The sequence below is a fragment of the Desulfofundulus sp. TPOSR genome, from assembly GCF_011393055.1.
Taxonomy (GTDB): domain Bacteria; phylum Bacillota; class Desulfotomaculia; order Desulfotomaculales; family Desulfovirgulaceae; genus Desulfofundulus; species Desulfofundulus kuznetsovii.
Genome location: NZ_JAAOEF010000001.1, coordinates 1,383,596 through 1,392,500, shown reverse-complemented (window position 1 = coordinate 1,392,500; position 8,905 = coordinate 1,383,596). Strand labels below are relative to the sequence as shown.

The following is an 8,905-nucleotide window of genomic DNA, read 5'->3' as shown; positions in this document are numbered from 1 at the left end:
GGAGCGTTCCCACCGGGTAGAAGTCACACTGGGAGGTGTGGTGGACTGGTGGGAAGTGAGAATGCCGGTATAAGTAAGCGAAAAGGCAGGTGAGAATCCTGCCCGCCGAAAGCCTAAGGGTTCCTGGGGAAGGCTCGTCCGCCCAGGGTAAGCCGGGGCCTAAGCCGAGGCCGAAAGGCGTAGGTGATGGGGAATCGGTTGACAATCCGATGCCACCGGTAGGCCGATTGAGGATGGGGTGACGCAGGAGGGTAGGCCAAGCGCGCGGCTGGAAAGGCGCGTCCAAGCCGGTAGGGTGTGGGACAGGCAAATCCGTCCCACTCAAAAGCCCGAGAGGTGATGGGGAGGGAAATAAAAGTACCGAAGTGGCTGAACCCAAACTGCCGAGAAAAACCTCTAACGAGGAATACCGGTGCCCGTACCGCAAACCGACACAGGTAGGCGAGGAGAGAATCCTCAGGCGCGCGAGAGAACCCTCGTTAAGGAACTCGGCAAACTGACCCCGTAACTTCGGGAGAAGGGGTGCCCCGGTAGCGTGAAGGTATAAACTGCTGGAGCGCGAGGGGGCCGCAGAGAAGAGGCCCAAGCGACTGTTTACCAAAAACACAGGTCCCTGCGAAATCGAAAGATGAAGTATAGGGGCTGACGCCTGCCCGGTGCTGGAAGGTTAAGGGGAAGGGTGCAAGCTCTGAACCGAAGCCCCAGTAAACGGCGGCCGTAACTATAACGGTCCTAAGGTAGCGAAATTCCTTGTCGGGTAAGTTCCGACCCGCACGAAAGGCGTAACGACTTGGGCGCTGTCTCAACGAGGGGCTCGGCGAACTTGTAGTACCCGTGAAGATGCGGGTTACCTGCGACGGGACAGAAAGACCCCGTGGAGCTTTACTGCAGCCTGACATTGGACTTCGGTATTGCATGTACAGGATAGGTGGGAGGCAGGGAAGCCGGGGCGCCAGCCCTGGTGGAGCCGACCTTGGGATACCACCCTTGTGGTATTGGAGTTCTAACAGGGTACCGTGGAGCCGGTACATGGACAGTGTCAGGTGGGCAGTTTGACTGGGGCGGTCGCCTCCTAAAAGGTAACGGAGGCGCCCAAAGGTTCCCTCAGCGCGGTTGGAAATCGCGCGTAAGAGTGCAAAGGCAGAAGGGAGCTTGACAGCGAGACTGACTGGTCGAGCTGGGACGAAAGTCGGGCTTAGTGATCCGGCGGTAGCGAGTGGAAGCGCCGTCGCTCAACGGATAAAAGCTACCCCGGGGATAACAGGCTTATCTCCCCCAAGAGTTCACATCGACGGGGAGGTTTGGCACCTCGATGTCGGCTCATCGCATCCTGGGGCTGGAGTAGGTCCCAAGGGTTGGGCTGTTCGCCCATTAAAGCGGTACGTGAGCTGGGTTCAGAACGTCGTGAGACAGTTCGGTCCCTATCCGTCGCAGGCGCAGGAAACTTGAGAGGAGCTGTCCCTAGTACGAGAGGACCGGGATGGACAGACCGCTGGCGTACCAGTTGTCCCGCCAGGGGCAGCGCTGGGTACCCAAGTCTGGTGGGGATAAGCGCTGAAAGCATCTAAGCGCGAAGCCCTCCTCAAGATAAGGTTTCCCATGGAGTCAATCCAGTAAGACCCCTGGAAGACTACCAGGTAGATAGGCCGGGCGTGTAAGCCGGGTAACCGGTTGAGCGGACCGGTACTAATAGGTCGAGGGCTTGACCAGAAAAGAAGTCGGAGGTCGGAAGTCAGAGGTCGGATTTAAGAAGGAAATCGCTTACGCGATTTCCGGGTAAATTCGAGTGAAGAGATCCGGTTTCCGGCTGAAAAGGCGAACTAAACTCCGCTGTGAAGTTTTGAGGGAATAAAAAATTTCCGGTGGCTATACCGGAGGGGAAACACCCGTTCCCATCCCGAACACGGAAGTTAAGCCCTCCAGGGCCGATGGTACTTGGGGGTCGACCCCTGGGAGAGTAGGTCGCTGCCGGAAAATTATTTAAAGTCCCTGGAATTGTATCCAGGGGCTTTATTTTTTGAGAAGCTAAGGGCTGGATTCATCCCTGTTCTTGGCCGTGCCATGGGACGAAGGAATGCGCAATTTTATAGTTATCCGGATATTCCTCCCGGGGGTTTTGTTTTTCCGCACCCCCGCTCCACTTGTCTTTAAAACAAAAGTCAGTTAAAATAATGGGGTATAAAAATGAAAAGTGGCGATTGGGGGAAGTGGAAGTGGCGGAGAAGGGAACCTGGACCGTAAAAAAAGGCCTGGCGGAAATGCTTAAAGGCGGCGTGATTATGGACGTTACCACACCGGAACAGGCTAAGATCGCCGAAGAAGCCGGTGCCTGTGCCGTAATGGCCCTGGAGCGGGTGCCTGCCGATATCCGGGCAGCAGGCGGTGTGGCCCGCATGGCCGACCCGACTGTGATTTTGCGCATCATGGATGCCGTAACCATTCCGGTAATGGCCAAGGTTCGCATTGGTCATTTTGTGGAGGCGCAGATTTTAGAGCAACTGGGTGTGGATTACATAGATGAAAGTGAAGTGCTTACCCCGGCGGACGAACAGCATCACATTGACAAGCACAAGTTCAAGGTGCCTTTTGTCTGCGGTGCCCGCAACCTGGGTGAAGCCCTGCGGCGCATTGCTGAAGGCGCCGCGATGATCCGGACCAAAGGGGAACCGGGCACCGGAAACGTGGTGGAGGCCGTGCGCCACATGCGCATGATGATGGCCGAAATTCGCCGGGTGCAGAATATGCCCCGGGAGGAACTGATGGCCCTGGCCAAGGAGATGGGCGCCCCATATGAGCTGTTGCTGCAGGTGGCCGAGCAGGGGCGCCTGCCGGTGGTGAACTTTGCTGCCGGCGGCATCGCCACCCCGGCAGACGCCGCCCTGATGATGCAGCTGGGTGCCGACGGCATTTTTGTGGGTTCGGGCATTTTCAAATCCAAGAACCCCTCGGCCCGGGCCCGGGCCATCGTGGCGGCCACCACCCACTACAACGACCCGCAGGTCCTGGCCGAGGTGTCCAAGGATCTGGGCGAAGCCATGCCCGGACTGGAGATCGCCACCATTGCTCCCGAACAGAGGATGCAGGATCGCGGCTGGTAATTAAGCAACAGGGGAAGGAAGTTTATCTACCATGTTAATCGGAGTACTAGCCCTGCAAGGAGCCTTCCGGGAACACCAGGAAATGCTTGCCGCTCTGGGGGTGGAGTCCCGCCAGGTGCGCAAACCGGAACAACTGGAAGGAATCAATGGCTTGATCATCCCGGGTGGCGAAAGCACCACCATGGGCAAACTGCTTCATGATTATCATTTGTTTGAACCAGTCCGCCAAAAAGCCCTGCAGGGAATGCCTGTTTTCGGCACCTGTGCCGGCCTTATTTTGCTGGCCCGGGAGATTGTGGGTTCCGCCCAGCCCCGGCTGGGGTTGGTGGATATGGTGGTGGAAAGAAATGCCTTTGGCCGGCAGGTGGAAAGCTTTGAGGTGGACCTGGATGTACCTGTCCTGGGGGAAAAGCCCCTGCGGGCGGTTTTTATCCGCGCCCCCTATATTGTATCCGTAGGCCCGGGCGTGGAAGTGCTGGCCAGATACGGCGACAAAATTGTACTGGCCCGGCAGGGCAACTTTCTGGCCTGTGCCTTTCACCCCGAACTGACCGACGATACCCGCCTGCACCGTTTGTTCCTGCAACAATGTTAATGTTTTGTAAAACGGCCAATTAAGGGTTGCCAAAAACCATGGCTTATAGTATTATGTAAAGCAGGTTCTAAAAGTAGCAAACCCGATGCAGGGGTAGAGTAGCCGGAAGGGCCTTTGCAGAGAGCCGGTGGTTGCTGCGAACCGGTAAGGTGTCCGGTGAAAGAGCTCCCCGAAGGGGACCTGCTGAAAACAGCAGTAGGCAGGTACGGGCGGTTCCCGTTATCACGTTCGAGAGGGCAGGCAAGTGGATCAATCTTGCCTGTCAAATAGGGTGGCACCGCGGGAGTAACCTCTCGTCCCTGTTGGTTATCAGCCAGCATGGGATGGGGGGTTTAATTTTTTAGGCTAAATTTTAAGTCAAGGGAGAGGTAGGCTATGCAGGAAAAACAATACTTGATGATTCCGGGACCGACACCGGTACCGCCGTCAGTGGTCGCGGCCATGTCCCGTCCCATGATCGGTCACCGCAGTGAAGACTTTGCCGCGCTGCACCGGCGCATCCAGGAGAAAATCCGGCAGGTATTTCAGACCTCCCAGGAAGTTTTCATCCTGACCAATTCCGGTACGGGTGGTCTGGAAGCGGCCGTTGCCAACGTAATATCCCCCGGGGACCGGGTTCTGGCTTTAGTTACCGGTAACTTTGGAGAAAGGTTCGCCAATATCGCCAGGGCCTACGGGGCCGAAGTGGACGAAGTGAACTTCGGCTGGGGCAATCCTGTGGACCTCTCGGTAGTTAGGGAAAAGCTGGCCCAGAACCCCGGCTATAAGGCCGTCCTGGCGACTCAAAACGAAACATCCACCGGGGTGCTCAATGACATTGCCGGCATCGGCGCCCTGGTGGCCGAGACACCGGCCCTGTTGCTGGTGGACGGGGTCAGCGGCGTGGGCGGCATCGAAATCAAGATGGACGAATGGCAGGTAGACATTCTGGTTACCGCGTCACAAAAGGCCATGATGCTGCCCCCCGGCCTGGCCATGATTGGAGCAAGCCCCAAGGCATGGGCAGTGATTGAAGAGAACCGTTCGCCGCGCTTTTACTTCAGTCTCCCGGCGGCCAAAAAAGCTCTGGCCAAGTGGAATACGGCCTACACACCCAACGTGGCCCTGTTCTTTGGGTTGGACGCGGCCCTGGACATGATGCTGGCCGAGGGGCTGGAAAATGTTTACCGCCGCCATCTCCTGCTGGCCAAAGCTACCCGGGCGGCTGTCAGGGCTCTGGGACTGTCGCTCCTGGCGGCGGATCACTGCGCATCCCCCACGGTGACCGCCGTGCAAAGCCCGGAGGGAATTGCAGCCGACGACCTGCGCAAAGTCCTGAAGGAGGAGTTTGGTATCACCTTTGCCGGGGGACAGGGGATTCTCAAAGGAAAGATATTCCGCATTGCCCATATGGGTTACGCCGGCAAGATGGACGTGCTTATTGCCATCAGCGGGCTGGAAATGGCCCTGGCCCGGCTGGGTTACCCGGTGGAACTGGGCAAGGGCGTGCGGGCGGCGCAGGAAGTCTTTCTGGGGAGGGATCTGTAGTGTACAAAGTACTGGTTATGGACGGCGTGGCAGAGGAAGGGCTGGCGCCGCTGCGCCGGGAAGAAGATATAGAAGTGGTTATAGGCCGGAAGATGACCGAAGACGAGCTGGTGGAGATCATTCCCGAATATGACGCCCTGATCGTGCGCAGCGCCACCAGGGTTACCCGCCGGGTCATCGAAGCCGGCGTAAATCTCCAGGTTATCGGCCGTGCGGGCGTAGGGGTGGATAATATTGACCTGGAGGCCGCCACCACCCAGGGTATCCTGGTGGTCAACGCTCCCGACGGCAATACTATTGCCGCCACGGAGCATACCATTGCCATGATGCTGGCCCTGGCCCGCAATATTCCCCAGGCCGTGGCCAAGCTGAAGGAAGGGGTCTGGGACAAAAAGGCCTTTTTGGGTGTAGAACTGCGGGATAAGACCCTGGGCATCATCGGCCTGGGAAGGATTGGCTCGGCAGTGGCCAAAAGGGCCCAGGCCCTGGAAATGAACGTCATAGCCTACGACCCTTATATCACCGAAGAAAAGGCTTCCACTTTGGCCGTGGAACTGGTGTCCCTGGAAGAGCTGTTCCGCCGCTCCGATTTTATTACCGTGCACCTGCCGAAGACCAAAGAATCTTACCACATGATTGATGAGCGGGCCTTTGCCATGATGAAAGACGGGGTGCGGATCATCAACTGCGCCCGGGGCGGGATCATCGATGAGAACGCCCTGTACCAGGCCATGCTTTCCGGTAAAGTGGCCGGGGCGGCCCTGGACGTTTTTGAAAAGGAACCCTGTACCGACAGCCCCCTGTTTTCCCTGCCAAACTTCATCGCCACCCCGCACCTGGGAGCATCCACCCGGGAGGCGCAGCTGCACGTGGCCCTGGATGTTGCCGAAGAGATTGTGGCGGCGCTGCGGGGGAAACTGGTGAAAAACACGGTCAACATTCCTTCCATCAACCCGCAGGTGCTTTCAGCCGTACGTCCCTACCTGGGGCTGGCGGAAAAACTTGGCAAACTGCAGGCCCAGCTGGTTACCGGGCGCATCCGCAAGATAGAGGTGATTTACAGCGGGGAGCTGGCCAAACAGGAAGTAAGCCCCATTACCACCGCCGTGGTCAAAGGGCTTCTTGATCCCATCCTGCAGCAAACCGTGAACTTTGTAAATGCCCCCGTCCTGGCCAAGAACCGCGGCATCCAGGTTTTCCAGGCGGTAGACGGGGAGGCGGAAGGCTATTCGAGCCTGATCACCGTGAAGGTTTACTCGGATAAAGTGGAAAAAAGCGTGGCCGGTACGCTCTTTGGCAAGGAAGATCCGCGTATTGTAATGGTAGACGGCTACCGGATTGACGTCATCCCCAACGGCTATATTCTTTATGTACCCCACATCGACAAGCCCCGCATCATCGGCCCCGTGGGGCTGCTTATCGGCGAGCATAACATCAACATTGCCGCCATGCAAGTGGGGCGTAAACAGATCGGCGGCCGGGCGGTGATGATGCTTTCGGTGGATGCGCCGGTGCCCGAAGAAACCCTGGCCGAGATTGCCAAAGTTGACGGGGTGCTGGATGTAAAAATGGTGCACCTGTAATCCCGCGTTTTAAGGCCCTTTGGCAAGGGGGGTAGGTGGTGGTTGAAGGAAACCTTTATTATCCTGGCCAGACATGGAGCGACCGAATGGAACCGCATTTCCCGCTACCAGGGTCAGCTGGACGCCCCTTTAAGCCGGGAAGGCCTGGAACAGTCCCGGGCCCTGGCCGGCGCCCTGGCGGCGCTGCCCCTCAAGGCGGTTTATACCAGCCCCCTTTCCCGGGCCCGGATCTGTGCCGAAATGGTGGCCGCGCAGCATGGCCTGGCGGTGACTCCTTTGCCCGGTCTCATTGAGATTTGCCATGGGGAATGGGAAGGAATGCTGCTTTCCGAGGTGGAGGTGCGCTACGCCGGTTTAATCAGGCAGTGGCGCACCTATCCCTATACGGTGCGGATGCCTAAAGGGGAATCCCTGGCCGAGGTGGAGGAGCGGTCCTGGGCGGCACTGGAGTTCATGGCCGCGGCGCATCCCGGGGAGATCAGCCTGGCCGTAACCCACGATACGCCCATCCGCACCATCCTGCGGCGTATTCTCAACCTGGACCAGGCGGTCTTCTGGCAGATTAAACTGGACAATACGGGCATCAATGTCCTTGGCTGCCGCCAGGGGCGCTGGCGGGTGATTGCCGTTAACGATACCTGCCACCTGGGAGGATGGTTGAAGGCCGGGGAGCAGTTGGCTTTATAATCTTCTTCAAAAATCCCTAAAAACTGAAATGAGATTAAAGGCAAAAAAGGGAAATACTATCAGTGTAGAGGTCGTTTGGGGGTAAAAGCTGATGCTTGATTTAAAATTTGTGCGGAGCAACCCGGAACTGGTCAAAGAGGCACTGGAAAAGCGCGGCGCCGGTGTGAGTCTGGAGCCTTTTCTGGAACTGGAGCGAAAGCGCCGGGAAAAGCTGGTGGTAGCGGAGCAGTTAAAAAACAAGCGCAATGTGGTTTCCGAGGAAATCGGACGGCGCAAAAAGGCCGGGGAAGATGCGGAGGAAATGGTGCAGGAAATGCGCCAGGTATCCGCGCGCATTAAAGAGCTGGACGAGGAAATCCGGGACCTGGAGGAACAGATTCAGGTTACGTTACTGAATATCCCCAATATCCCCCACGAGAGCGTGCCGGTGGGCAAGGATGCGGCAGACAACGTGGAAGTGCGCCGTTGGGGTGAACCCCGCCCGTTTGACTTTCCCCCCAGGGCCCACTGGGAACTGGGGGAGAACCTTGACGTCATTGATTTTGAACGGGGAGCGAAAGTGGCCGGCGCCCGCTTTTCCTTCTACAAAGGGACCGGCGCCCGGCTCGAGCGGGCGGTCATCAACTTCATGCTGGACCTGCATACCAGGGAGCACGGTTACATGGAGGTCTTCCCGCCCTTCATCGTAAACGGCGACAGCATGATTGGCACGGGCCAGCTGCCCAAATTTGCCGAGGACATGTTCAAGCTGGAGGGAAAAAACTTTTACCTGATCCCTACTGCCGAGGTACCGGTAACCAACCTTTACCGGGAAGAAATTCTCCCCGGCGAGCGCCTGCCCATTTATCACTGCGCCTACAGCGCCTGTTTCCGGGCCGAGGCCGGGGCGGCAGGCCGGGACACACGGGGTTTGATCCGGCAGCACCAGTTCAACAAGGTGGAGCTGGTGAAATTTACCCGCCCGGAAGATTCCTACGCGGAGCTGGAAAAACTAACCGCCGACGCTGAGCGGGTGCTGCAGCTTTTGGGCCTGCCCTACCGGGTGGTCTGCCTGTGCACCGGCGACCTGGGCTTTGCAGCGGCCAAGACCTATGACCTGGAGGTGTGGCTGCCCAGCTACCAGGATTACAAGGAGATTTCCTCCTGCAGCAACTTTGAAGACTTCCAGGCCCGGCGGGCCAATATCCGGTTCAAGGATGGGCGGGGTAAGCCCCGGTTCGTGCACACTTTAAACGGCTCGGGCCTGGCGGTGGGCCGGACGGTGGCCGCCATCCTGGAAAACTACCAGCAGGCCGACGGCAGTGTGGTTATCCCGGAAGTGCTGGTGCCCTACATGGGCGGAGTCACCAGGATTACGCCCCCATAAGGTGCGGAAAATAGAGCTGGGACGACTCGATTTTAGAGGAAGAATGCCT

At 58.0% G+C, this 8,905-nt stretch carries 6 protein-coding genes, 2 rRNA genes and 1 other annotated feature (1 of these 9 only partly in view); all 8 genes read left to right on the top strand.

Annotation, left to right across the window (positions count from 1 at the left end):
* Nucleotides 1–1,710, top strand: a 23S ribosomal RNA gene (locus G7K71_RS06890) (it extends 1,461 nt beyond the left edge of the window).
* Nucleotides 1,711–1,858: 148 nt separating this feature from the next.
* Nucleotides 1,859–1,974: ribosomal RNA gene (rrf, locus tag G7K71_RS06885) — 5S ribosomal RNA — on the top strand.
* Between the two features lie 239 nt (nt 1,975–2,213).
* Nucleotides 2,214–3,098, top strand: a complete 885-nt coding sequence (pdxS, locus tag G7K71_RS06880) for a pyridoxal 5'-phosphate synthase lyase subunit PdxS (RefSeq protein ID WP_013821172.1) — start codon at nt 2,214–2,216, stop codon at nt 3,096–3,098.
* Between the two features lie 31 nt (nt 3,099–3,129).
* A complete protein-coding gene (gene pdxT, locus G7K71_RS06875; protein WP_166344493.1) occupies nt 3,130–3,693 on the top strand; it encodes a pyridoxal 5'-phosphate synthase glutaminase subunit PdxT in 564 nt (187 codons plus the stop codon).
* 76 nt (nt 3,694–3,769) lie between these two features.
* Nucleotides 3,770–3,997 (top strand) — a binding site (T-box leader).
* 71 nt (nt 3,998–4,068) lie between these two features.
* Entirely contained in the window at nt 4,069–5,220 is a 1,152-nt protein-coding gene (locus tag G7K71_RS06870; RefSeq protein ID WP_166344491.1) for an alanine--glyoxylate aminotransferase family protein, read from the top strand.
* The gene (serA, locus tag G7K71_RS06865; RefSeq protein WP_166344489.1) at nt 5,220–6,803 is read left to right on the top strand and encodes a phosphoglycerate dehydrogenase; all 1,584 of its coding nucleotides are present in this window, start codon (nt 5,220–5,222) and stop codon (nt 6,801–6,803) included. The genes G7K71_RS06870 and serA overlap by 1 nt, the downstream gene beginning before the upstream one ends.
* A gap of 42 nt (nt 6,804–6,845) precedes the next feature.
* A complete protein-coding gene (locus G7K71_RS06860) occupies nt 6,846–7,490 on the top strand; it encodes a histidine phosphatase family protein (RefSeq protein WP_013821176.1) in 645 nt (214 codons plus the stop codon).
* Nucleotides 7,491–7,581: 91 nt separating this feature from the next.
* Nucleotides 7,582–8,856: a serine--tRNA ligase gene (gene serS, locus G7K71_RS06855; protein ID WP_166344487.1), complete on the top strand. Its 1,275-nt coding sequence runs from the start codon at nt 7,582–7,584 to the stop codon at nt 8,854–8,856.
* Nucleotides 8,857–8,905: the final 49 nt, after the last annotated feature.